General features: G+C 53.4%; 20 protein-coding genes and 1 pseudogene. 5 read left to right on the top strand and 16 right to left on the bottom strand.

Translation table 11 applies throughout. The annotated features are described in order from the left end of the window. Window positions 1-45 precede the first annotated feature (45 nt). The gene (gene pldB / locus EB241_RS18275) at window positions 46-1038 is read right to left on the bottom strand and encodes a lysophospholipase L2 (RefSeq protein ID WP_124234520.1); all 993 of its coding nucleotides are present in this window, start codon (window positions 1036-1038) and stop codon (window positions 46-48) included. Window positions 1039-1153: 115 nt separating this feature from the next. Between pldB and rhtB the strand changes: the two genes are divergently transcribed. Beyond that, the gene (gene rhtB / locus EB241_RS18270) at window positions 1154-1777 is read left to right on the top strand and encodes a homoserine/homoserine lactone efflux protein (protein ID WP_124234519.1); all 624 of its coding nucleotides are present in this window, start codon (window positions 1154-1156) and stop codon (window positions 1775-1777) included. 115 nt (window positions 1778-1892) lie between these two features. Here the strand turns inward: rhtB and EB241_RS18265 are convergent. The 3 genes and pseudogenes from EB241_RS18265 to pldA all read right to left on the bottom strand — a co-directional run bounded on the left by EB241_RS18265 (window position 1893) and on the right by pldA (window position 5266). Continuing rightward, window positions 1893-2488, bottom strand: a pseudogene (locus EB241_RS18265) (LysE family transporter). A 21-nt stretch (window positions 2489-2509) separates the two neighbouring features. Continuing rightward, entirely contained in the window at window positions 2510-4333 is a 1824-nt protein-coding gene (gene recQ / locus EB241_RS18260; protein ID WP_124234518.1) for an ATP-dependent DNA helicase RecQ, read from the bottom strand. Window positions 4334-4387: 54 nt separating this feature from the next. After that, entirely contained in the window at window positions 4388-5266 is an 879-nt protein-coding gene (gene pldA, locus EB241_RS18255; protein WP_124234517.1) for a phospholipase A, read from the bottom strand. Between the two features lie 185 nt (window positions 5267-5451). Between pldA and EB241_RS18250 the strand changes: the two genes are divergently transcribed. Next, window positions 5452-5925, top strand: a complete 474-nt coding sequence (locus tag EB241_RS18250; protein WP_124234516.1) for a thioesterase family protein — start codon at window positions 5452-5454, stop codon at window positions 5923-5925. A gap of 29 nt (window positions 5926-5954) precedes the next feature. Beyond that, the gene (gene rarD / locus EB241_RS18245) at window positions 5955-6854 is read left to right on the top strand and encodes an EamA family transporter RarD (RefSeq protein ID WP_124234515.1); all 900 of its coding nucleotides are present in this window, start codon (window positions 5955-5957) and stop codon (window positions 6852-6854) included. An 88-nt stretch (window positions 6855-6942) separates the two neighbouring features. Here rarD and corA read toward each other — a convergent pair whose 3' ends face one another. Together corA and ysgD are read right to left on the bottom strand one after the other, a co-directional pair. After that, complete coding sequence (corA, locus tag EB241_RS18240) at window positions 6943-7896, bottom strand: magnesium/cobalt transporter CorA (protein WP_124234514.1); 954 nt, start codon at window positions 7894-7896, stop codon at window positions 6943-6945. A 129-nt stretch (window positions 7897-8025) separates the two neighbouring features. Then, on the bottom strand, window positions 8026-8082 hold the full coding sequence (gene ysgD / locus EB241_RS22020) for a YsgD/CorL family protein (RefSeq protein WP_407644285.1): 57 nt from the start codon (window positions 8080-8082) through the stop codon (window positions 8026-8028). Window positions 8083-8171: 89 nt separating this feature from the next. Between ysgD and EB241_RS18235 the strand changes: the two genes are divergently transcribed. After that, on the top strand, window positions 8172-8645 hold the full coding sequence (locus EB241_RS18235; RefSeq protein ID WP_124234513.1) for a WbuC family cupin fold metalloprotein: 474 nt from the start codon (window positions 8172-8174) through the stop codon (window positions 8643-8645). A gap of 51 nt (window positions 8646-8696) precedes the next feature. On the opposite strand, the gene uvrD is transcribed toward EB241_RS18235, so the two are convergent. The 7 genes from uvrD to EB241_RS18200 form a co-directional block, all read right to left on the bottom strand. Further along, window positions 8697-10859: a DNA helicase II gene (uvrD, locus tag EB241_RS18230; RefSeq protein ID WP_124234512.1), complete on the bottom strand. Its 2163-nt coding sequence runs from the start codon at window positions 10857-10859 to the stop codon at window positions 8697-8699. 57 nt (window positions 10860-10916) lie between these two features. Then, window positions 10917-11633: a 5-amino-6-(5-phospho-D-ribitylamino)uracil phosphatase YigB gene (gene yigB / locus EB241_RS18225; protein WP_124234511.1), complete on the bottom strand. Its 717-nt coding sequence runs from the start codon at window positions 11631-11633 to the stop codon at window positions 10917-10919. Continuing rightward, the gene (gene xerC / locus EB241_RS18220) at window positions 11633-12541 is read right to left on the bottom strand and encodes a tyrosine recombinase XerC (RefSeq protein ID WP_124234510.1); all 909 of its coding nucleotides are present in this window, start codon (window positions 12539-12541) and stop codon (window positions 11633-11635) included. Before xerC ends, yigB begins: the two co-directional genes overlap by 1 nt. Further along, window positions 12538-13242: a DUF484 domain-containing protein gene (locus EB241_RS18215; protein WP_124234509.1), complete on the bottom strand. Its 705-nt coding sequence runs from the start codon at window positions 13240-13242 to the stop codon at window positions 12538-12540. The genes xerC and EB241_RS18215 overlap by 4 nt, the downstream gene beginning before the upstream one ends. Continuing rightward, entirely contained in the window at window positions 13239-14063 is an 825-nt protein-coding gene (gene dapF, locus EB241_RS18210) for a diaminopimelate epimerase (protein ID WP_124234508.1), read from the bottom strand. Before dapF ends, EB241_RS18215 begins: the two co-directional genes overlap by 4 nt. A gap of 26 nt (window positions 14064-14089) precedes the next feature. Then, a complete protein-coding gene (gene lptM / locus EB241_RS18205; RefSeq protein WP_124234507.1) occupies window positions 14090-14275 on the bottom strand; it encodes an LPS translocon maturation chaperone LptM in 186 nt (61 codons plus the stop codon). Window positions 14276-14455: 180 nt separating this feature from the next. Continuing rightward, on the bottom strand, window positions 14456-14776 hold the full coding sequence (locus tag EB241_RS18200) for a cupin domain-containing protein (RefSeq protein ID WP_124234506.1): 321 nt from the start codon (window positions 14774-14776) through the stop codon (window positions 14456-14458). Between the two features lie 263 nt (window positions 14777-15039). Here EB241_RS18200 and EB241_RS18195 point away from each other — a divergent pair, with 263 nt between their 5' ends. Then, window positions 15040-15852 carry a helix-turn-helix domain-containing protein gene (locus tag EB241_RS18195; protein ID WP_124234505.1) on the top strand — a complete coding sequence of 271 codons (813 nt, stop codon included), beginning with the start codon at window positions 15040-15042 and terminating at the stop codon, window positions 15850-15852. A 27-nt stretch (window positions 15853-15879) separates the two neighbouring features. Here the strand turns inward: EB241_RS18195 and EB241_RS18190 are convergent, their stop codons facing one another. The 3 genes from EB241_RS18190 to EB241_RS18180 form a co-directional block, all read right to left on the bottom strand. Then, window positions 15880-17190 (bottom strand): BNR repeat-containing protein, encoded by a 1311-nt coding sequence (locus EB241_RS18190; RefSeq protein WP_124234504.1) that lies wholly within the window; start codon window positions 17188-17190, stop codon window positions 15880-15882. After that, window positions 17187-18452 (bottom strand): MFS transporter, encoded by a 1266-nt coding sequence (locus EB241_RS18185; RefSeq protein WP_124234503.1) that lies wholly within the window; start codon window positions 18450-18452, stop codon window positions 17187-17189. The genes EB241_RS18190 and EB241_RS18185 overlap by 4 nt, the downstream gene beginning before the upstream one ends. 165 nt (window positions 18453-18617) lie before the next feature. Continuing rightward, a complete protein-coding gene (locus EB241_RS18180; protein WP_124234502.1) occupies window positions 18618-21173 on the bottom strand; it encodes a class I adenylate cyclase in 2556 nt (851 codons plus the stop codon). Window positions 21174-21335: the final 162 nt, after the last annotated feature.

Raw genomic sequence — 21335 nt, 5'->3', positions numbered from 1 at the left:
GAACGTTTATTTCCCACAAATAAGCCATATCTGAGTAGTGCAACATCAGGAGTACCGGGCAAAAAAAGCCAAAACAGCCTCCAGTGCTTCGGTGCGCATACTGTCTTTTTCAAACAAGATTTCATGACGCGCACCGGAAATAACCCGCGGTTGTGCCCCTTCACAGGGCTGTCCCGCGGCTGTCATCATCTGACAGAATAAATTCTGCGCCTGGTTATTCACCACTTTGTCCGTTCCGGCCTGTAAAACCAGCAACGGCGTGGAAATATTTTTTGCAAGACTGAGAATGCGTTTACCCGCCAGAACGCTTTCCCGTACCCAGTGCCAGGTGGGGCCACCCACCCGCAGCCCGGGGTCATCGGCGTAAAATCGTAAATTACGTCGATAGCGTTCCCGACTGTGCGTTAACTGATTTATGCTGAAGGGACGCGGCTGCCATTTCCCGGTTCCAATCGCATAGCGTTCACGAAAGACAGACCGCTTATCTGCCCAGTCAAGAATACGGTTCGCCATCCATTGTGGCATCGGCAGTAAAATACCAAACATGGGTGACGCCAGCGCCACCGCCTCAAACGCGCCTGGCAGTCTGGCCAGCAGTAACGTCAGGATCGCGCCGCCCATTGAGTGGGCCAGGGCAAAACGATGAAGATATGGCCGGTTTAAAATCTCTTTCCGGTACAGCGTTTCCAAATCATCAACGTAATGGGAAAATGACTCAACGTGGCCACGATGAGAATCGGTTAACAACCGACCGGAACGGCCCTGCCCACGGTGATCGATAATCACCACGTCATACCCGCTATGAAACAGATCCCAGGCAAGTTCGGGGTATTTCACATAACTTTCAATGCGCCCCGGACAAAGCAAAATAACATTCTTGTGTTGCGGTGAGATGAAGCGGGCGTAACGAATCATCACGTTATCAACGCCGACAAATTCGCCTTCCTCCCGCCGCCGCCAGAAATCCAGCAGCGGGCCGCTGGCAAATGCCGCAAAGGCTTTTTCCCGCGTGGCCCAGCCGTTATTCTGCTTTCCCATTGGCTTTATGTCTCTCAGCTTTGCGCTATCCGTTTTGCCGCGCCGTCAGCCCATAGCGCAACCGTCAACAATGACGTATTGTGTCATACTTCTGCACGTTCAGGGAGCGTTACCCATGACCATCGAATGGTGGCTGACCTATCTTTTGACCACCAGCATTTTAAGCCTTTCACCCGGTTCCGGTGCCATCAACACCATGAGTACCGGCATCAGCCACGGCTATCGCGGCGCGGTTGCCTCTATATCAGGTTTACAGGTAGGCCTGGCCGTGCACATTGTGCTGGTGGGTGTTGGTCTTGGCGCCCTGTTCTCACAGTCGATGCTGGCCTTTGAAGTACTCAAATGGGCAGGTGCCGCTTATCTGGTCTGGCTGGGAATTCAGCAGTGGCGAACCAGTGGCGCTATTGATCTACAGGCCGTGGCAAAAGCGATGCCCCGCCGCAAGCTGTTCAGGCGGGCGGTGCTGGTTAACCTGACCAATCCCAAGAGTATTGTTTTTCTGGCGGCGCTTTTTCCACAGTTTATTATTCCACACCAGCCGCAGGCGATGCAGTATCTGGTGCTGGGGACCACCACGGTAGCAGTGGACATTGTGGTGATGATTGGCTATGCCACTCTGGCAAAGCGCATTGCGGGTTGGATCAAAGGGCCACGCCAAATGCAGTTGCTTAACCGGATATTTGGCAGCATGTTTGTGGCGGTGGGTGCTCTACTGGCGTCAGCCAGACGCATCGCCTGATCGAAGAGATGCTTACGGCACTCAAACCTGAACGGCCCCTTCAACGGGGCTGTTTTTTCTGCTCATTCAGACGTCACCTTTTCCTGGTATCAGGCATTAGCGTGACAGGATCAGGTTAAATACCGAATCCGACAAACAGCACACCGGCAAAACCATCGATCCATTTCGCCGTGCGCTGATAGCCACGACGCATCACCGGCATGGTAAACAGGCTGACCACCAGCGTGAGCCATGCCAGCGTTTCAAGCACAATCAGCAGAAACAGGCCCGGCGCCGGCCCGCACTGACATCGTGTCCGATAAACAGCGAGAAAACGCTGCCAAAACAGACCACCGCTTTGGGATTAGCCAGATTCGTCAGAAGCCCACGCAGAAACAGCGGCCACCGTAAGAAAGCGCCACGGTTTGTCCCGGCGACAAAACAGGATTTCTGTGCTGCTGGCGTGCCGGGCACAGCATCTGCCAGCCCATCCACAGCAAGTGCAATCACTCCGAAACCATCATTATCGGATGCAGACACGCCATCTTTTGCAGGATCAGATTCAGGCCCATCAGTGCGACCTGGCCCAGATAAGCACGCCCAGGGTAACCCCCATCCCACTGAGCATCGCACGGGATCGGCTTACCGCCGTTTGTGAAACAAAAAATTCGGTCCGGGACTCATCAGGGCAACAAAATGGACCAGCGCAACGGTCACAAACAACGTCACCAGTGCGATCTCCTTATCAGATAACTAGCTTTCATCATCCACATGCTCACGTATAACCAGCATAAATGGTTTACCAAAACGCTCCAGCTTACGCTGACCGACGCCATTGATGCTTAACATTTCTGCGGCTGTCAGCGGCATCTGTTCAGCCATTTCAATCAGCGTGGCATCGTTGAATACCACATAGGGGGGAATATTCTCTTCATCCGCAATGGCTTTTCGCAGCTTACGCAGCCTGGCAAACAGTTTACGGTCGTAATTGCCACCGAACGATTTTTGGTTACTGTAACGCGGCCTCGCGCTGACCATACGCGGCACCGCCAGCATCAGCGGCATTTCACCACGCAGCACAGGTCGGGCAGCCTCGGTAAGCTGCAAAGCAGAATGCATGGCAATATTCTGCGTCACCAGACCTAAGTGAATCAGTTGACGCAACACGCTAATCCAGTGTTCGTGGCTCTGCTCACGGCCAATACCGTATACCGGCAGCTTGTCATGCTGCATGTCACGAATGCGCTGGTTGTTTGCCCCGCGCAGGATCTCGACGATGTAGCCCATGCCAAAGCGTTGCCCAACGCGATAAATGCAGGACAGCGCTTTTTGTGCTTCCACCAGGCCATCGTAGCGGCGCGGCGGATCGAGACAAATATCGCAGTTACCACAGGGGAGCTGCCGCCCCTCGCCAAAATAATTCAGCAGCACCAGACGCCGACAGGTTTGCGCCTCCGCGAAAGCCCCCATCGCATTCAGCTTGTGGCTCTCAATTTGCTGCAATGGTCCCGCTTTTTCTTCCAGGCAACGGCGCAACCATGCCATATCTGCCGGATCGTAAAGCATCAGCGCTTCGGCTGGCAGGCCATCCCGGCCGGCACGGCCGGTTTCCTGATAGTAGGATTCAATATTGCGCGGGATATCAAAATGCACCACGAACCGCACATTTGGTTTGTTAATGCCCATCCCGAAAGCTACCGTCGCCACCACGATTTGCAGGTCATCGCGCTGGAATGCGTCCTGCACCTGAGCGCGATGCGTATTGTCCATCCCGGCATGATAAGCGCCAACGCTCAGCCCACGGCTCTGCAGGCGGGCGGCGGTATCCTCCACTTTGGCGCGACTGTTGCAATAGATAATGCCGCACTTGCCGCGCTGATCCTGCACATAGCGCAGTAATTGCTCGGTGGGCTTGAATTTTTCTACCAGCGTGTAACGGATATTGGGGCGGTCAAAGCTACTGATTTGGATTAAAGGATCGTGCAGTTGCAGCAGGCGCACAATGTCGTTGCGGGTGGTTTCATCAGCCGTTGCGGTCAGCGCCATTACCGGCACATCGGGAAGCCGCTGTCGTAGCTGCCCCAGCGCGCCGTATTCCGGGCGGAAGTCGTGCCCCCATTGGGAGATACAGTGCGCTTCATCCACTGCCAGCATGGCCGGATTCCAGTGCAGCAGGTTATCAAGAAAGTTATCCATCATCAGCCGCTCAGGCGCGATGTATAACAGCCTGATCTGCCCGGTACGGCACCCGGCAATCACCTCATACTGCTCTTCCCGTGTCTGGGTTGAGTTAAGGCAGGCGGCGGAAACACCGTTGGCCATTAACTGATCGACCTGATCTTTCATCAGTGAGATCAGCGGCGACACCACCAGTGTCAGGCCATCACGAACCAGCGCTGGGATCTGGTAGCAAAGAGATTTACCGCCACCGGTTGGCATCACCACCAGACAGTCGCGTCCTTTCAGCGAAGCCTGAATAATGGTTTGTTGCCCCGGTCGGAATTGCTGGTAGCCGAAGGTTTCCTGTAAAACCCGTTCTGCCAGCGTTTCCTGATCAATCACAGCAGCCGTAGACACATCTTCCCCAAATCCAAAAACGGCGGACTGAAGGATTCAGCCGCCAGAAAAACATTAAAACAGGTCGTTCAGCGTTACGCCAACCCCAAGCCGGGTCTGGCGGTGATTATAGTCAATCATCGACTCACCATAACCACTGAACAGCTGTGTATAGAAGCGAACGTGCTCATTGATTGGATAGCTCCAGCCCAACTGTGCACCGCCGTAGCCACTGTTCCAGTTATAGTTGCCTTGCAGACTGAAAATGCTCTCACCCATCTGATAGCCAACTGTCAGACGATAGTACCCCATATACTTAGTGATATCAGGGTTATCATCGTTATTTTCACTTTCGGGAAGGCGATACCACGGCTTTGCCTCGACCAGCCAGTTACCGTTTTGCACCATAAACCGGGCATAGACACGGTTCCAGCTGCGCGAGGTTGGCTCAGAGCGACCATTCGACTGGTGATTCAGGCCCATTTCCACATCACGTAGCGTCCAGCCTGCAAAGCTATAGTCAGTCGCCCAGCCCAGAAAGATCTGTGGCTGATAGTCGGTTTCCCTGAAAGGTGAAGAACCACCACGGTTAGAGAGCTGCCACCAGGAACCCTGGGTATAAGAGGCGGCCAGCACGGAATTATCACCGAGGATGCCACGCCACAGCGGAAACGCCAGACTCAGCTGAAATTTAACTTCGTCATGCTTCGCTTTATCCGCCCAGTTGTAGCTCTGTATGGCCTCTTTATTAATATCACTGGTGTCGGTATACAAAATGTAATTGCTTTCATAAGGATACAGGACAAACGGGTTATCATGTTTTTCCAAAAGATTGGCAATAATACTGCCACGCACCGCGGGCTGATCATGTACCTGAGTCACGGTGGCTTCTTGTGCCAACGCTAAGGTGGGCAACAGGAGTGCTGCAACCAGCAATCCTTTCAGCATAGACATAGTGTTCTCCAGAGAAGAAATGGTGTTGCACTCAGATGGTGTTGTGTGTAAAAAGCACGCCATTCTACACACAAAAATGGAACGACATTAGCTATGTTTTTACAATGTGGAAAGCCTCTCTCTCAGCGCATAAAATAACGATCTGTTTACCTTCAACTTCGCGTATTTCGCCGCAAAGGAAACGCATGAGCACCAACGTTCCCCTCAGCCAGGATGCCATCTGCCGCCTGGTCGGTGAGATTTTTGTCAATGGAATGCCATTTAACCGCCAACTGGGCCTGCAACTGAAGACGCTGGAGCCGGATTACGCCGAACTGCGTTTTGCCAACCAACCGTCGCTGGTTGGCAATGCAGCACAGCAGATCCTGCATGGCGGCGTTATCGCTTCTGTACTGGATGTGGCAGCAGGACTGGTGTGTGTTAATAACGCCCTTTTACGTCATGCGGGCATGACTGAGGCTGAATTACGTCAGCGACTGTCGCGAATGGGTACCATCGATCTGCGCGTTGATTATCTTCGTCCCGGTCGTGGAGAGCAGTTTATCGCCACCAGCAGCCTGCTGCGCGGTGGGAACAAGGTAGCTGTTGCCAGGGTGGAGCTGCATAATGATGTTGCGGTATACATCGCCAGCGCCACGGCGACGTATCTGGTCAGCTAATCAATATACTTATTAAGGAAATACGTTTCATGGATGCAAAACAAACGCGGCAGGGTGTACTTTTTGCCCTGGGCGCTTATGTTATCTGGGGTATTGCACCCGCCTATTTCAAACTAATCCAGCAAGTTAATGCCGGGGAGATCATGACACATCGGGTGATCTGGTCATTCTTTTTTATGTTGCTTTTGGTCAGCCTCACCCGCAGCTGGCCACAGGTGAAACGTGTTGGCCAACAGCCGCAAAAAGTGCTGCTTCTGGCGGTTTCTGCAACGGTAATTTGCTCTAACTGGCTGATTTTTATCTGGGCCGTCAATAACCATCACATGCTGGAAGCCAGTCTCGGCTACTTTATTAATCCGCTGTTTAACGTAGTGGTTGGTATGCTGTTTCTTGGCGAGCGCTTTCGTCGGTTGCAGTGGTTGGCTGTCGCGCTGGCCACCTGCGGCGTGTTGGTGCAGCTTTGGAAGTTTGGTTCCGTACCGATTATCGCGTTAGCGCTGGCGGTCACCTTCTCTTTCTATGGTCTGCTACGCAAAAAAATTGGCGTGGATGCCAAAACCGGCATGCTAATCGAAACCTGCTGGCTGCTTCCGGCGGCGGCCATTTACCTGTTTGGTGTCGCCGACAGCAACACCAGCCACCTGAGCCAAAACCCGTTATCACTTAACCTGTTACTGATTGCGGCAGGTATTGTGACCACCATCCCACTGATGTTCTTTACTGCGGCCTGCGCCCGTCTGCGACTGTCAACCGTGGGATTCTTTCAGTACCTGGGGCCAACCCTGATGTTTCTGCTGGCGGTGGTATTTTACGGTGAACAGATGACGGCTGACAAAGCCATGACGTTTACTTTTATCTGGGCGGCGCTGGCACTGTTTATTTTCGACGCGCTACTGACATTACGGCAAAACAGGCATCAGCGGGCCTGAAAGCGGACAGACTAAACCTGCTCAGCGTTATTGAGAGCAGGTTATTTTCAATCCGGCGACCGCGCTTGCCAGTGCGCTTTCGATGCGTTTACAGCCAGTTCCGGCGCTTAAAGTACGCGTAAGGCGCAAGTCCTGCGAGGATCATCAGGCAAATCGCACCGGGATAGCCAAAGCTCCATTTCAGCTCCGGCATAAACTCAAAGTTCATCCCGTAGCTGGAGGCCACCAGCGTGGGTGGCAGGAATACCACAGACACCACTGAGAAGATTTTGATAATGCGGTTCTGCTCAATGTTAATAAAGCCCATTGCCGCCTGCATCAGGAAGTTAACCTTCTGGAACAGCGATTCGTTATGCGGTAAGAGCGATTCAATATCGCGCAGGATTTCCCGCGCCTGTTCCAACTGATTTGCCGGCAGTCGCGCCTTGCGCACCAGGAAATTCAGTGCCCGCTGCGTATCCATCAGACACAGGCGCACTTTCCAGCCGATATCTTCCAGCTCTGCCAGCGTTGATAAGGCGGCGTCAAATTCATCGCCCTGCTGCCCTTCCATGATGACCCGACTGAGTTTTTCCAGATCGCTGTAGATATTTTCTATCTCGTCGGCCAACTGTTCTATTTTGGTTTCAAACAGATCCAGCAACAGTTCCCATGCGTTACCATCGATCAAGGTCTGATTGCGCGCACGCATACGGTAAAGGCGAAAAGCAGGCAGTTCACGTTCACGCAGGGTATAGAGGCGTCCCTCACGGATGGTAAAGGCCACCGTTGAGTTTCCGGCGTGGTCATCCGCATCTTCATAAAAGAAAAATGAGTGGATATGCAGCCCATCTTCATCCTCGAAAAAACGGGCAGAGGCCTCGATATCTTCCAGTTCAGGGCGGGTCGCCAGGCTTTGGCCCAGCTCGTTCTGGACGCGCTCGCGCTCGGTGTCAACTGGCTCGATCAGATCAACCCAGACCGAACTGGACAGTTCATCGGTGGGTTCTTCCAGCTCCAGACGGGCCAGACGGCCGTGATCAAGTTTAAATGCACTCAGCATGGCTCTACTCCCAAATCGCAGTAACATGGGACTAACGCCTGAACACAAGGGGATTCGGTCGATCTGACTCAGAGCGACAAAAATGGGGTCGCCAACAACCACGAAGGCTATCAGCAGAAGAGGATAGCCTTAGGAGTTATACCTGTTGTCCAGGTCTTTGAGCCAGTATCTACTGGGTGTGTCCAAGGCAAATGTCCTCTTAGGGTAATGGTGCGCGCATGTTACGCTGTGCCGAAAATGGCGTCAATAACAACCCCCGGTTAATAAGGACCAGAATGAAACAGATTTCCCGTTCCGACTTAAGCAGCATGAGTCAGCAGGCGGCCAGCGTGGCCCGTTTGCGTTCACATCGTACCCTGCATGAAGAACTCAGCGATCCGGTACAACGCCTGGCTATCGCAATGGAGCCAGGCACTTACATCCGTCCCCACCGCCATCCCCAGACCTGGGAGTTGCTGACGCCACTGAAGGGGCGCTTTGTGGTGTTGCAGTTCAACGACGCGGGCGAGGTTACCGATCGCACCGTGCTGGGCGAAGATATTTTGTTACAGGAAATGCCGGCATTTACGTGGCACGCGGTGCTGTCACTGGATGAAGGCGGGGTGATTTTTGAGGTGAAACACGGCCCTTATCAGGCACTGACCGAAGATGACTGTATGCACTGGGCACCAGCGGAAGGGGGCGAGGGAACGACGGAGGTGATGGCCTGGTACGCTGGTGCACAACCGGGCGACCGATTCTCACGCTGATTGGCTGTCGCCGGGCGGCAAAACGCTTTGCTACCCGGTCATCTGGCAGGATCAGACCGATTCCAGCTTCGCGTAGGCGGCCACCAGCCATTTGATGCCCTGCCCCTGAAAAGCCACCTGCAGGCGGCTGTGTTCACCGCTGCCTTCCAGATTAACAATGGTGCCCTCTCCAAATTTGGTATGACGCACGCGCTGACCAAGCACAAAACCGCTGTCGTTCTTCGCCACAGGCGTACCCATACGCTGATGACTGACCGGCCGACTGACGCTGGCACGCAGGCGTACTTCTTCGACGCACGCTTCCGGCAGTTCCCCCACAAAGCGTGACGGACGGTGATACACCTCTTTGCCGTAAAGACGGCGGGTTTCTGCATAGGTCAGCGTTAACTTTTGCATCGCACGCGTTATGCCGACATAGGCCAGACGACGCTCTTCCTCCAGTCTGCCACCTTCATCAAGCGACATCTGGCTTGGGAACATTCCCTCTTCCATACCAACGATAAACACCTGCTTAAATTCAAGGCCCTTCGCCGAGTGCAATGTCATCAGCTGCACCGCATCCTGCCACTTATCGGCCTGGCCTTCCCCCGCCTCCAGCGCGGCATGGGACAGAAAAGCCTGCAACGGCATTAAATCTTCATCTTCATCCTGATAGCTATATTGCCGGGTGGCGTTGACCAGCTCCTCAAGGTTTTCGATGCGCGCCTGGCCTTTCTCGCCTTTTTCCTGCTCGTACATCAGCCACAGACCGGAATCCTTGATAACGCGGTCGGTCTGAACATGCAACGGCAGTTCACTGGTTTCATGGGCAAGGGAATCCACCAGCTCGGTGAAGCGTTGCAGCGCGGAGGCCGCCCGACCAGCCAGCGCTTTTTCCTGTAGTAAAGCGCGGGTGGTTTGCCACAGCGTCAGCTGACGCTCACGGGAAGTCTGCCGCACAACATCAAGCGTGCGGTCACCGATACCCCGTGTGGGGGTATTGACCACACGCTCAAAAGCCGCATCATCATTGCGATTGGCAATCAGCCGCAGATAGGCCAGTGCGTCTTTGATTTCCTGACGTTCAAAGAAGCGCATCCCGCCGTAGATACGGTAAGGCATACTGGTTTGCAACAGTGCCTCTTCCAGCACACGCGACTGGGCGTTACTGCGATAAAGGATGGCACAGTCATTCAGCGCACCGCCGTTTTCCATCCACACCCTGATACGGTTGACCACAAAGCGCGCTTCATCAAGCTCGTTAAACGCGCAATAAATGGCAATGGGCTCTCCGTCGCTGCCATCGGTCCACAGCGCTTTACCCAGTCGCCCGTTATTGTTGGCGATCAGCGCGTTAGCGGCCTTGAGGATATTATTGGTGGAGCGGTAGTTCTGCTCCAGACGGATGGTTTGCGCCCCGCTGAAATCGTTAAGAAAGCGCTGGATATTTTCCACCTGCGCCCCACGCCAGCCATAGATTGACTGGTCATCATCACCAACGATAATCACTTTTCCCGTGTCACCCGCCAGCAGACGTATCCATGCGTACTGAATATTGTTGGTATCCTGGAATTCGTCCACCAGAATATTGCTGAAACGCTCGCGGTAATGGTTGAGGATATGCGGTTTGTTCAGCCACAGCTCGTGGGCACGTAGCAGCAACTCGGCAAAATCTACCAGACCCGCACGATCGCAGGCCTCCTGATAGGCCTGATAAATCCGCAGCCAGGTCTGCTCAACCGGGTTACCGTAGCTGTCGATATGTTTTGGCCGAAGCCCTTCATCTTTCTTGCCGCCGATATACCACATCGCCTGGCGGGCAGGCCACTGCTTGTCATCAAGGTTCATCGCCTTGATCAGGCGCTTCAACAGCCGCAGCTGATCTTCCGTGTCGAGGATCTGGAAATCCTGCGGCAGACCGGCATCAAGATGGTGCGCCCGCAGCAGACGATGGGCAAGCCCGTGGAAAGTCCCAATCCACATGCCGCCCTGACTGGTGCCGACCAGCTCTCCGATGCGGTGGCGCATTTCAGCCGCGGCCTTGTTGGTAAAAGTCACCGCCATAATGGACCAGGGGGAACAGTTCTCTACCGCCAGCAGCCAGGCGATCCGGTGCACCAGTACGCGGGTTTTACCACTGCCTGCTCCCGCCAGAACCAACAGGTTGCTACGCGGCGCGGCAACGGCGTCGCGCTGTTTATCATTCAGGCTGTCGAGCAGGTCAGAAACGTCCATAAGCACCGTCAGTAAAGGGGGAGCGGTCAGCACTCCACTGGATATTTAACCAGCGTATTATACCAGCGCCGTCAGCGATGCCAACCGCGAAATTTCCAGCGTGGGTAACAGGCGGCAGTCCGCCATGTTCATCAGATTACCTTCATGCAGATTGATCCAGCAGGCCTGAAATCCAGCGCGTAAGGAACCAGCCACATCAGTGGTAAGGTCGTCTCCGATGTGTAAAATGCGCTCCGGCGGCAGATTCAACCGGGAAGCAGCCAGATGATACATATCATGAAACGGCTTGGCGCGGCCATCCGGTCCGGCGCGCAGAATAAACTGAAAGTACTTATCCAGACCGAACAGATGCGGTTCGGCATTACCATTGGTGATCGCCACCAGTGGGATACGTTTTGCCAGAGCACTGAGGGTACAGTGGGTTTCATCAGGTACCTCAACTTTGCTTCGCCAGTAAGCAAAATGCGCCATCACTTTCTGCGAACCTTCACTGGCCTGATGGCTGTTGAGACCCACCCTGAGCATCGCCAGTTCGACAGCACGACGCCGCCATTCGGTGACATCGTGATAAATCTCCGGCTCCTGCTCACGCAGGCTGTCGCGCAACTGCTGATACTGTTCCAGACTGAAATCACTTAGCGCCGGATGATATGCCCGGAGAAAGGCGTGAGATGCTTCAGTGGTACGAAAAATCACCGGACGGTTATCGTACAGCGTGTCATCCAGGTCAAACGTCATTGCCGCAATCGGGCGCAGCGGTCGGTAAAAGTGCATCAGGATTTACCTCGTTTCGCACGGGGATGAGCAGCATCGTAAACCGACGCCAGGTGTTGGAAATCAAGATGAGTGTAGATTTGCGTGGTGCTGAGGTTGGCATGGCCCAGCAGCTCCTGCACGGCGCGCAAATCACCGCTGGATTCCAGCATATGGGTAGCAAAGGAGTGGCGTAACTTGTGGGGATGAATATGGCTGGAAATGCCCTGCTTCACCCCCCATTCGGCAAAGCGCTTCTGCACGTTTCTCACCGAAATACGTTTTCCCTGCTTCGACAGAAAGACCGCGTTGTCCTCCGGCATAAACAGGTCACGCATTTCCAACCAGTGATCGATCCACTGCACCGCCATGCGGCCTATCGGCAGGCGACGCTCTTTACTGCCTTTACCGACCACCCACACCTCGCCGGAAGCCAGATCAAGATGGCCGGTATCGATGCCAACCAGTTCAGACAGACGCAAACCCGCACCATACATGATTTCCAACATCGCCCGGTCACGTACCGCAAGCGGATCGTTGGGATCAATCGCCAACAGGCGATCGACCTCATCCACATCAATATTCTTTGGCAGATGGCGCGGCGCGGCGGGTGTGGCGATGCCTCTTGCCGGATTCGCCTTCAGCACCCCCTGGTCAGTCAGCCAGTCCAGAAAGCTACGCAAGGCAGAGAGCCGCAGTGCAAGGCTTGCTGGCTTTAATCCGGTGCGTCGACTGCGGGCGGCGAGAGAACGGACCTGAGCGGCATCGAGGCTGTCCCAGTCAGCAAGCTTCATCTCATCTAGCAGAGAGACACAAGCGCTAAGCTGACGTCGATAATTGAGCTGCGTCAGCGGACTGAGCTGTCGCTCTACCTTCAGATAGCGCAAAAATCCCTCAACGGCTGACTGTAGAGATGAGTCGATACTCATGCCCGTTCAATCCAGCGCAGCAGGAGTTCCGGCAGCATCTGTGACAGGTGCTGCAACAGCACCGTGCCCATCCCGGACTGGTAGTGCTGATTATCGCGGCTGCTGAAGATCAGTACACCCAGATCCCCCTGCTCGCCCATCAGCGAAAGGGCAACGGAACCAATCGCTTTGGCCTGGGGTAACAGCAGCAGCAGTTCGGGACCATTCAGACTGCCCAGATAGTGGCGTTCTTTTCCCAGACGCTGAACACGAACCGGCTCAAATGCCGGACGTGACAGCGCCAGCTGGGTGAAATCAGAGGGCGCACCAATGCGCCATTTGTCGCTGAACAACCGCAGGTTGGCACCTGCCAGGCCCAGTTCCCGCGCCCAGCGGTGCAGGCGATTGAGCATCTCATGCAGGCTGGAAGATGATGCCAACCGGGCCTGTAATGACAACAGGCGCTCAAACAGCTGCTGATTGGCACAGGCCTGCTCCATCAGCAGGGTGATCTCTTCTTCCAGTTGTGCAATATGATGTCGCTGGCGGCCCAACTGCCATTCAACCAGAGACACTGTCCCGCGAATCGGGTGCGGAACCTGCATTTGTTCAACCTGACGGGCATTACGAATAAAGAAGTTCGGATTTTGCAGCAGGTAATCGCTGACAACACCGTCGTCCAGCAGATTGTGAAGCGCCTGTTGTTCCCCGAGATTTTTCATAGATGAATAAATCCGTCATAAACGTGAGTGGCAGGACCGGTCATGTACAGCGGCTGGCCGGGCCCCTTCCAGGATATGTTCAGCGTGCCGCCGGGCAGATCGACACGGACTTTTTCCGTCAGCAGGGCCTGTTGGATCCCCACCGCAACGGCGGCACAGGCCCCGCTGCCACAGGCCTGCGTTTCACCGGCACCGCGCTCATAGACGCGAAGGCGGATATACTCGCGGCTGACAATTTCCATAAAACCGACGTTGACCCGCTCAGGAAAACGTTCATGGCTTTCCAGCACCGGACCAAGGATTTCAACCTGGGCAGTGTTAACACTGTCCACCTGCAGCACACAGTGTGGATTACCCATTGACACCACACCGCACATCACCGTCTGTTCAGCTGCCCGCATCAGATAGAGATTTTCCGCTTTGTTGGCACGGAACGGAACCTGCTGTGGTTCAAAATTAGGTTCACCCATGTTAACGCACACCAGTTCATCCTGGGTCACACTGAGCACCATGCGGCCGGTCTGAGTACTGACGTGAATATCACTTTTGTTGGTCAGCCCTTTCAGGCGGACAAAGCGAGCAAAACAGCGTGCGCCATTGCCACACTGTGCGACTTCACTGCCGTCAGCGTTGAAGATACGGTAATGAAAATCAAGATCAGGATCATAGGGTGGTTCGACAATCAGTAGCTGATCGAAACCGATCCCCAGATGCCGATCCGCCAGACGGCGGATCAACTCTGGTGAGAAATAAACATTTTGCGTCACGGCATCGACCACCATAAAGTCATTGCCAAGACCGTGCATTTTGGAGAACTGCATTTTTGGCTCCGGTGGTTGCTTCATCGTTAATGAGCCGCTTGTTGGTCCGAGCCTGTGGCGGTGGCCTCTGGCTGCTGCGCTGGTTTACTGCCAGTCGACGTCTGTTTCTGAGGTTGTTCCGGGGGGGGGAAATACAATGGCCCTTTCAATCCACATCCCGCCAGGCTGGTCACAGCCAGCACCAGCGCCATCCGGCAAGTCATTTTGTCCATGCTCATTCTGCTCGTTATTAATGCCTGTTGGTTACCTATCATCGCAGGTGAAGTGTTAAAAGCAACAGGAAATGGCAAACGTGCAGGAAAGCGCATCTCAGGCGGCGGATGTGGATGATGTCACGGCCTTGCTGTGAAACGGCAGGGCGGTCTTTTCCCCCGATGTTTTACACCAGCCCCTTACAAAAAATCCTCACGCTGCGGGGTAAACATATCGACCAGCACCCCGCTTTCCAGACAGACGCAACCGTGCAGAATATTGGGTTTTTTATATAAGGTATCGCCCGCTCTTACCTCATGCTGCTCGCTGCCGATGGTAAAAAGGAAAACGCCGGACCGCACATAGGTAAGCTGTTCATGAGGATGAGTGTGCATCGGACCAATCGCCCCCTGCGCAAACCGAACCTCCACGCACATCATGCCACCCGCGTGAGCCAGCACGCGGCGCGTTACGCCTTCACCTGCTCTTTGCTGGTTTGAATTTTTGTAGAAAAAAAACATGGCGCTTCCCTTAATAATGAACCAGTAAATCAAATCACTATTCTGCCCACCTGGCGGTAAGTTACCAGCGGGTGGAAAATGAATTGTGACGGGAATCAAACGTGTTGGTACAAACATGCCAGCAAAACAGTCTGGCTGACGCGAGTGTTATAACCCGGGGCCTGTTTTTCCGTTTTTGTGATGTGTGGCAATTACAAGCGTGACCAACTGTTTAATTATAACAGTTTATTTTTTGGGAGTGCCCGTGATAAGGATATTCAGCAATGACCATTACACTTCCACGCGAGACGCACTTTCGCCATCCTGATGAAAAAGTCGTTTTTCATTTCTGGCAGCCGGAAAAAAGCCTCTGTGTGGAACACCGGCACGAATATTGTGAATTATTTCTTGTCGAAAAAGGCAGCGGCATTCATATCATTAATGAAAAGCCTTATTTATTAACCGCCGGAACGTTATGTTATCTCAATCGCCATGACTATCACCTGTTTGAAGAAATGAAAAATTTAAAGCAGGTCAATCTGCTTTATCTCGCACCGGACAAATTTAACATCCTGAAAAATATTGAGCATCTGCTTATTCGTCCTGAAGAAAGCAACGTGTGGCAAATTAACACGCACATTATGCAAAAAATTATAAACAAATTGCTGTCGCATTCGGCAATGCAATATGAAAATAAACTGCTTTGCGAAAGCCACAAGGAGATGATTTTCCTGGAGGCATTACACGTGCTTAATCAGTGGCGTTATAAAACCCAGGACTTCTCTTCCAGCGACGATCGCATTAGCCAGATTATTATCTGGCTGAACACTCATCTGGCCGAACCGCTGGATCTTGATCGCCTGTGCCGTGATTTTTCGATTTCACGCCGGACGTTGCAAAGAGGCTTTACTGACTATACCGGCGTATCGCCGCAAAAATACCTGACCACCATGAGACTGCTGCAGGCAAAGTATCACCTCCAGTACAGCAATATGACGGTATCGGAAGCGGGAAAATATGTCGGGCTGAGTGAAGCCAGTTATTTTTCCCGCCTGTTTCGTAAGCAGTTTGGAATTTCGCCCGGCCAGTGTCTGTGAGCCTGGCCGGAATGTTGTCTACACCTTTTAAGACGGGGCATCGCAGTGCGGCACGGCTTCAACCAGTTCCAGCCTGCCCGCCGCCACCGTTGCCGGATAAGGCTCGTCGCGACAAATTGGCAACGCTTCCCATCGCAACCAGTACTGATTCTGCGGGCTGTAGTCGCTGTTTTGCGCCGCATGGACCTGCACTTCTGCGGCCGAATGTAGCTGCTGGTTGGGCTGGAAAAGCTTTTCAGGCAGTGTCACGCTGGCGGGAAGCGTAGCCACCACCTTTAATGACGCTTCCTCAATCAGCCAGCGACCGGAACCTGTCCATCGCGACGTCCAGCTGACCTCCAGCATACCGTCCGCTACCGGGCGTGGCGGCTGAAGAATCAGGTCCGGCGGAATAGAACCCGGCCCTTTAAAATCCCAGCGAAAATGCCACTGACTTAGCTGTTTTTTTTGCCATTTCCCCGCGCCATCCGGTCTGGCAAGAAAGGCCTGTGAATGACCGTTTTCGTCGTAGCGGTGATAAATCAGCAGCGGCCTGCCCTGATGATCAAAGCCCACCTCCTGCACCATATTGATCAGACCGTCCCCCACATCGGCGTCATCGACAATTTCACCTCTCTCCCGTGAAATGGGCAGCGTCAGGCGCTGTCCGGCTGACGTTTCCCAGTGTTGCAGGTCACGACTGCGCGCATAAGATAAATTGTTGTTCGTCTCACAGTGTGGCGTTTCACGCCACATCCAAATCATGTGCCACCAGCCATCCGCTCCGGCAACCGGGGGGCGCGCATAGCCGTTACGCAGGCCTTCGCCATCTAACAGCGGCGACGCCAGAAGCCGGGACCATTGCTGTCGCGCGGTATCATAGACGTTATAAATATCATCACCGTTGCCGCTACAGCCATCACGGTAGCGAAACAGCAAACGCCCCTGACGATCTTTAAAAAAGAGCGGGTAGGTAGTGCGATCTTCACGATCGCCGGTCATTGATCGGACAACGCGCAGGGAAGAAATATCCAACGGCTTCTCAGAACGGAAGTAGATCAGAGGATCAACATGCATATTGCCGGAAAGATGTAGATAGCCTTCGCTGTCGGTCGCCATCGTCAGATAGTTATGGGAGTCATAGTCGGTGATATTGGCGTGACGATTGCGCTGCGGCAGCCAGAATCCGTCAGGCTGAAAAATTTCCCATATTGACGCGCCGGGACGGCGGCATCCTACCGTGATGCGATGGCCAGCGTCATACCAGGCGGCAAACAGCGTTCCCTGATGATGCAGTAGGCAATACAACACGTTAAAGTCTGCACATGCCTCGCCGATGGTTGAGACACTCACACTCATATCTTCTCCTTAATATTTTTGCGGCGCAGGAAATAAACGGCCAGCACGATAGCGCCAGCGGGATGAAGGACGGCACCGACATAAACGGGCAACGCATAGCCATAGATATCGATGATAGTGCCGACGAAACCGTTGAAAAGCATGGCGCTGATGCCTCCAAGAGCGCTCATAATGCCAATAGCGGTGGCAATGGCCGCGCGCGGTACCAGGCCACCCATCATGATCGTCACCATACTCAGCCAGGCCGTGCACATAAAGTTAATGACCGTCATGATGCCTACCGCCAGCCAGACATTTTCTACCGTTGGCAGGAAGAAAATCAGCGGCGCAAGGCAGGACACCGCCCAGATCAGATTGAGACGTGCGCGGGTTGGCTCCACTCCCCTGGTCACCAGCCGATCGGAAATGCGGCACACCAACAGGACCCCAAACACCGCCGCCAGAGGCGGAAACCACATCAGTTCACCCACGCGCGCAAGGCTCAGTCCCAGTTTTTCCTGCATAAAGCCAATCTGCCAGTACTGATAAAAAAACCAGAAAGGATCGGTCAGCAGGCGGGCGATAATTAATGTCCAGACGGGAGCCGAAGTGAGCACGAACTTATAACGCTGCAACACCGAAATGCTGTCGTGTTGGTTTTCAGGCAGCGATTGCACTGAAGCTGGCTGACGGCGGCTGGCGATAAACCACATCAGACCAATCATAATACCGGCCAGTGCGGGAATAAAAAATGCCCAGCGCCAGCCACCAGCCAGTGTGACCCAGGCGATAAAAGGTGGCGCAACGATCAACCCCAGTGACTGAATGATATTGGTCAGTTGAAAAGCAAAAGCCCGCTGTTGCGCCTTGAACCAGGTAAATATCGCCAACGTCAAGGCAGGTACCACGCCGGATTCCGCCACGCCAAGAATAAAGCGGCCTACCAGCATACCGGTTAGCGAACGTGAGAAACCGGTAATCAATGTGGCTACCGACATAAGGATCATCAGCAAAGTCAGCACATAGCGGCTGCCAAATTTATCCACCAACGCGCCCGAAACGAAATACATCATGATATAGGGGAACATAAAGGCGGTTATCAGCCAGGAATACTCTTTATTGCCAATACCCATTTCATGCATCAGCGTCGTTTTCAGAATAGAGACAATTTGTCGGTCAAAAGAGAAAAAAAACAAAATACAGCCGAGTAACAACAGAAGAATGGAAATAAAAAGACCAAATTCATTTCCCTGATTGCCCGTTAATTCATTTCCTTTATCCATATATTCCCCACAGGATTTCCCTTTATCCAATATGGTGCGAGTATAGGTTTAAATCTGGCAGAAACGAGGCTGGCGGTATTGCTCTGTGAATAGTGTCATTATGATTTGTCTTTTAATGCCAAAACCGGGTCAGAGATGGCATTTATTTACCAGCGGCGCACGATGTCAGTGCATCTGGTAGCGCTGATCGTAATCGTCGTTATGTTCGTTCTCTGACAGGGTGACACAGAGTTGTGCCAGCGTCTGGCTGCGGAAAGGGATAACCTGAAAACGCCCGTCAGCCTGCACAATTTGATAAAACTGCGGCAGGTTAAAATTGGTAAAGCTGGAGCCGTAAGTAAAGCGATCGTGTGATGAGGAATAGAAACGGCTGACATCGCGAACCAGCTCTTCTTTACTCCCTTCGCAGTGGTGATAAATCTCCACCCTGTTGGTTTCATCCAGAATGTAGATATTAAAGCCACGCTCGTCCCTGGTATCTTCGAAAAAGAACTGAATGATCCCCTCGCTGGCATAGCCATTCACCACCGAAGGCAGCTTCACATGGTCAGTTTCTACCTTTATTGATAGTCCATGTAGCTTATTGTTAGAGATCGCGCCATAAAACTCGATGGCGTTTTCCAGCTTCTGTACCGACACACTGAGCCGCTCAAAGAACAGTCCCCAAGTCTGACCCGCCACTCGCACCGCCTTGAACCGGCCAGGCTCCTGGCGAGTACTGGACAGGCGAAGTTCAATACATTCCGAAACCAGTTGCTGGACCCTGGTGCGGATCAGCCCACGCAGATGCTGGCTGTAGCAAAACACCTCAACGCTGTCGGGCGGAGCCGCATCCTGGTGCATTTTGCCGAGTATGGTTTTCAGCCCTTCGATCATCGCCTGCTCACCGCTAAAATGCAGCGTCCGCACTTCATTCCACGAATTGCGGTACAGCAGATCGATACTGCCAATCAGACACTGCTGCTGCTGGCCAAAACTGAACACATCCAGCTTGCGAAAATCAAAATGAACCACCTGATTACGAAAAGCAGCGGTAGGATCGTGCTCCAGATTGACGATAATCGCTAAATGGCGGATCTCGCATGGGCTGTAAAGTGCTTTTGCCGTGGGTGCCGACAACCGCAAAGGGAAATGATTCGAGACATCGGCCACCAGCTCCTGCAGGCGAGCAAGATCGCAAATTTCATTCCCTTTGATATGCAGTCGGGTTTTGCTGGTCAGCAGCCCGTTGAACCACGCCCAGGCCACCAGCTTATTAAGGTAGCGGTTATATTCCAGCGGCTGATGGCTGATGATCGACTGCATATCAGGCGACTGATTGTAGAGATACCAGCCGGCACGGTTCGCCCGGCCCGGTGGCACATGAATAAAAGTCAGATGTGGTTCAGACAGATCCGGCGAAATCTGAGGATTAACCAGCGTCACTTTGCCGGGCAAAGCTTCAAACACGGCATAAAGTTTACGGGTCAGTACCCCGATATCCTGTGGGCTGGCGCTGACACTCAGATTATTACGGCGGGCAAAGCGGATCAGGTTACGGTAACTTTGCATCATCGCGTCGAGCAACTCATTGTGCGCTTCCCGCACACGCTCGATTTTCCAGTCAGCCCGGCTGTCCAGGATCGCCACACGCTCTGCGTCCCAGCCCCATTCGTTGACCAGTTGCGTAAGAATTTGACGCCGCCAGCCGGATTCTCCGCGCTGTTCCGACAGTTTTTCACGCACTTTCAGATAGAAACAGCGTCTGACAAGATCGAGACGGGCAGGATCATCAATACTGGTAAGGTAGTGCGTCACTCTTTCCAGCATCATGCAGTAAGGATCAAGGCCGTAGGACACAATCTCACCATCGTGCAGACGCTGTTTGATATCCATCGCCAGCAGCCGGGTCGTTGGGTATTCCCAGGAATAGGCTTCCAGCAGCAACGTCTTCAGCACCGCCTTGTAGGGCGAGTCGATACTTTTGTAGAGTTGCCACAGGCTGGCACCAAAATACTCTTCGGCAGAGAGCGTATCCAGCCCTCCCAAATCCAGCCATTCATTGGGCGTCAGCACGCCTTTTTGATACAGCGACATAACATAGTCGTCGTAGTGCTCTTCTTCCTCGCCCGGCACCATATTCCACAAGATACGTTTGCCGGCCAGACGGACAGCGGAACGATAAAACTCATCCAGGAGCAAAATGTGCTGGGTTGAACCACAGTCTTCGCCGCCCAGGCTACCGCTTTCGTTGTGCCGAAAGCGGTTTTCATCAATCAGGAAGAAGCTGACTTCAACCCCCATTGACGCACACCATTTTTCCAGCAGCGTGCATTTTTTTTGCAGGGAGAGGCGCTCGCCATTATCCAGCCATGACTGGTGACAGACCCAGATATCAAGATCCGAGGTAAGATTCTGACCGACGGATGAGGTACTACCCATAGAATAAACGCCGGTGATCGGCATTTCACCAGGCCGGGAGCGCGCGAGGCTGGACCCAATTTTAGTTTGTAAATCATTGAGCCAGAGCGTCTGGTTTTCATCGGGCGTGTAAAAGCTGATGCCATGTGGAACGCTACCCTCAAGGTAACCCGGCATCAGCGGATGATGAAAATGCAATAAGGTTGGCAGCAGACTGTAAACCTGTTGAAACGCAGGTCCCATGGCAGCAAGAGCGCGATCGACGCGCAATTGGTTGATGGCATCCAGTCTCTGTTTCAATGTCTCTATATAGAGGTACAAGACGTCTCGCCTGATTGTCCCAGTGCTTACAAATAACCCTGTTTCCTCAATTCGCCCCTTGATTTAAAAATAATCGTGCGAATGAGTGCCGGAAACGTGATCAATCTAACATCTGGCTGGTTGACCGTAAAGAAAGTTGCGCTACTACAAAGTTTAGCACGG

Origin of the sequence: Erwinia psidii (genome assembly GCF_003846135.1) — a bacterium.
Taxonomy (GTDB): domain Bacteria; phylum Pseudomonadota; class Gammaproteobacteria; order Enterobacterales; family Enterobacteriaceae; genus Erwinia; species Erwinia psidii.
The sequence above is the reverse complement of the archived record's forward strand: the minus strand, read 5'-3'. Positions and strand labels throughout refer to the sequence as shown.

Bases quoted from the DNA above. Each gene is read 5' to 3' on its own strand.
- rhtB (WP_124234519.1), top strand. From the start codon at position 1,154: ATGACCATCGAATGGTGGCTGACCTATCTTTTGACCACCAGCATTTTA.
- dapF (WP_124234508.1), bottom strand. From the start codon at position 14,063: ATGCAGTTCTCCAAAATGCACGGTCTTGGCAATGACTTTATGGTGGTC.
- pldA (WP_124234517.1), bottom strand. From the start codon at position 5,266: ATGTCTATGCTGAAAGGATTGCTGGTTGCAGCACTCCTGTTGCCCACC.
- corA (WP_124234514.1), bottom strand. From the start codon at position 7,896: ATGCTGAGTGCATTTAAACTTGATCACGGCCGTCTGGCCCGTCTGGAG.
- xerC (WP_124234510.1), bottom strand. From the start codon at position 12,541: ATGAGTATCGACTCATCTCTACAGTCAGCCGTTGAGGGATTTTTGCGC.
- EB241_RS18190 (WP_124234504.1), bottom strand. From the start codon at position 17,190: ATGAGTGTGAGTGTCTCAACCATCGGCGAGGCATGTGCAGACTTTAAC.
- yigB (WP_124234511.1), bottom strand. From the start codon at position 11,633: ATGCACTTTTACCGACCGCTGCGCCCGATTGCGGCAATGACGTTTGAC.
- EB241_RS18215 (WP_124234509.1), bottom strand. From the start codon at position 13,242: ATGAAAAATCTCGGGGAACAACAGGCGCTTCACAATCTGCTGGACGAC.
- EB241_RS18235 (WP_124234513.1), top strand. From the start codon at position 8,172: ATGAAACAGATTTCCCGTTCCGACTTAAGCAGCATGAGTCAGCAGGCG.
- pldB (WP_124234520.1), bottom strand. From the start codon at position 1,038: ATGGGAAAGCAGAATAACGGCTGGGCCACGCGGGAAAAAGCCTTTGCG.
- EB241_RS18185 (WP_124234503.1), bottom strand. From the start codon at position 18,452: ATGGATAAAGGAAATGAATTAACGGGCAATCAGGGAAATGAATTTGGT.
- uvrD (WP_124234512.1), bottom strand. From the start codon at position 10,859: ATGGACGTTTCTGACCTGCTCGACAGCCTGAATGATAAACAGCGCGAC.
- EB241_RS18195 (WP_124234505.1), top strand. From the start codon at position 15,040: ATGACCATTACACTTCCACGCGAGACGCACTTTCGCCATCCTGATGAA.
- EB241_RS18250 (WP_124234516.1), top strand. From the start codon at position 5,452: ATGAGCACCAACGTTCCCCTCAGCCAGGATGCCATCTGCCGCCTGGTC.
- lptM (WP_124234507.1), bottom strand. From the start codon at position 14,275: ATGGACAAAATGACTTGCCGGATGGCGCTGGTGCTGGCTGTGACCAGC.
- rarD (WP_124234515.1), top strand. From the start codon at position 5,955: ATGGATGCAAAACAAACGCGGCAGGGTGTACTTTTTGCCCTGGGCGCT.
- EB241_RS18200 (WP_124234506.1), bottom strand. From the start codon at position 14,776: ATGTTTTTTTTCTACAAAAATTCAAACCAGCAAAGAGCAGGTGAAGGC.